General features: G+C 42.6%; 1 protein-coding gene and 1 rRNA gene. One reads left to right on the top strand and one right to left on the bottom strand.

Translation table 11 applies throughout. From position 1 onward, the window contains the following. Nucleotides 1-51: 51 nt before the first annotated feature. Nucleotides 52-168: ribosomal RNA gene (rrf, locus tag TY15_RS22845) — 5S ribosomal RNA — on the top strand. Nucleotides 169-463: 295 nt separating this feature from the next. Here the strand turns inward: rrf and TY15_RS22850 are convergent. Beyond that, on the bottom strand, nt 464-2047 hold the full coding sequence (locus tag TY15_RS22850; RefSeq protein WP_096911859.1) for a catalase: 1584 nt from the start codon (nt 2045-2047) through the stop codon (nt 464-466). Between the last annotated feature and the right edge of the window lie 393 nt (nt 2048-2440).

Consider the following 2440-nt stretch of genomic DNA (forward strand, 5'->3'; position numbering starts at 1 on the left):
CTTTCTTCTGTATTATCTAGTTTTGAGAGAACGATCTCTCTAATAAAATAGTCTGGTAGCAATGGCGAGAAGGTCACACCCGTTCCCATACCGAACACGGAAGTTAAGCTTCTCAGCGCCGATGGTAGTTGGGGCATGCGCCCCTGTGAGAGTAGGACGTTGCCAGGCAACAAGAAGGACAATCCACAAGGGTTGTTCTTTTTGTTATGCTCATTTATATGAGTCTAGGTCTACTTTCGGAATGAGAAAAGCTAGAAAAGTAGAAGTAGAAGTAGAAGTAGAAGTAGAAGGGATCTACATCTACTTTTTAAACGAGAAAGGCTGAAAAAGTAAAAGTAGAAAGTTCTTAAATTGACCTTCTCTGCCAGACACCCGAAATCCCCTCATAATATCTATCAAAAATATAGAAAGAACCCGATTTCAATTGAATTCGAGTTCTTTGCATTATCTAAGCAAATATGAATCAATACGGATCAGCGTCATGCCCCTTTTCTATTGCTGTCTCAGGTGCTTGATCACCGTCACGGTTACCCAGTGGTTTCTGGCTGGAGCCATCCGTAGGTGCTGCTGCTAATCCTTCTCTAAGGAGTCGACCGTATTCCTCATCTGCCACTGTAGCGAGTGCAATCATTTTTTCCTGAATACGTGAATCACAAGGGGCTAAACCCGCAATTAGATTAGCAAGTAGTTCATCTTTTTCCCACTGATCAAATTGCCGATAAGTTTCACCGGCTTGCTTCGTATTACTTGTTCGGTCAATCGATTGGCGGACGAGATTGCCTTCCACGTTAGGAGTGTATTCTTTACCCGTTTGTACAGCTTCCTTTAATCCCCCAAGGATCGACGGTTCATAATTGATATGGGGATTTTGATCAGGTGCAAGATCCACCTTATACTGCATCTGTCCGCCGCGTTGATTGGTTGCTACTCGTTTTTTAGGGGCATTAATCGGAAGCTGCAGGTAGTTGGCACCAACACGGTAACGCTGGGTGTCAGAATAGGAAAACGTCCGTCCTTGCAGCATTTTATCATCAGAGAAATCCAGACCATCCACAAGCACGCCAGTACCAAAGGCAGATTGTTCAACTTCAGCAAAATAATCCTCGGGATTTTTGTTTAAGACCATTTTCCCAACAGGCAGCCACGGGAACTTATCCTCAGGCCATAATTTCGTATCATCAAGTGGGTCAAAATCTAATTCAGGATGGTCATCATCGCTCATAATTTGGACAAGAAACTCCCATTCTGGATAGTCGCCCTGTTCAATTGAATCATATAAATCTTGGGTTGCATGATTAAAATTCTTTGCTTGAATTTCTTCTGCTTCCTTTTGAGTTAGGTTCTTTATACCTTGCTTTGGTTCCCAGTGATACTTCACCAAAACGGCCTTTCCTTCTTGATTAACCCATTTATATGTATTCACCCCAGAGCCCTGCATCATTCGATAATTGGCTGGAATTCCCCATGGAGAATAGACAAAGGTGACCATATGGAAGGTTTCTGGAGAATTTGAACAAAAATCAAAGAATCGCTCATTGTCTTGCAAGTTGGTAATGGGATCAGGCTTAAAGGCATGAATCATATCGGGAAATTTTACGGCGTCACGGATAAAGAAAATCTTCAGGTTATTCCCGACTAGATCCCAATTGCCATCTTCGGTATAAAATTTAACAGCAAATCCACGTGGATCGCGTAGGGTTTCTGGAGAATGGCCACCGTGAATGACTGAGGAGAAACGAACAAAAACCGGCGTTTGCTTCCCTTTTTCCTGAAATAATTTGGCACGAGTATACTTGGAAACTGGGTCATTCCCTACCGTACCATAGGATTCGAAATAACCATGTGCACCGGCTCCGCGGGCATGGACGACACGTTCGGGAATACGTTCTCGGTCAAAGTGACTAATTTTTTCAATGAAGTCATAATTCTCAAGCGTACTAGGACCGCGATTACCCACAGTTCTGAGGTTTTGATTATTCGTGATTGGATGACCCTGCCGGTTGGTTAATGTGTCATCATGTTCAATATTTGTTTCCTGATTTTCCATGTCAACGCCTCTTTTCTTCATGTCAAGATTATCCCAAGGTTGGATGGTTCTGGTAAGTGTTGAACCGTTTCCTATCATCTCCTAATTTGAAAAAGTAATTCCTATTTTTTTAAAAGATAAGAAAGCATAAGTTTTGACTTAGAGAAATGTCCAGCTCAAGAAGCCATCGGTTCGAGGTCACAAGCGGGTCCGTCGAGAAGGTTAAAGACGAGAAGCATGAAGTCGCGGTACCTGGCCTCGCTCTTATCGGTTTTGAGATCCGGTTAAGCACCCGATCTGATAAAAAGACGGGAAAATTCCGCCTATTTAGGAATTATCATCAAAAATAGCCTAAATAGACGGGAAAATTCCGCCTATTGACTCGAAAAACGTAAAAATGGGGGGATTTTTTTT

Source organism: Neobacillus jeddahensis (genome assembly GCF_000612625.1).
In the GTDB taxonomy this organism is placed as follows: domain Bacteria; phylum Bacillota; class Bacilli; order Bacillales; family Cytobacillaceae; genus Neobacillus; species Neobacillus jeddahensis.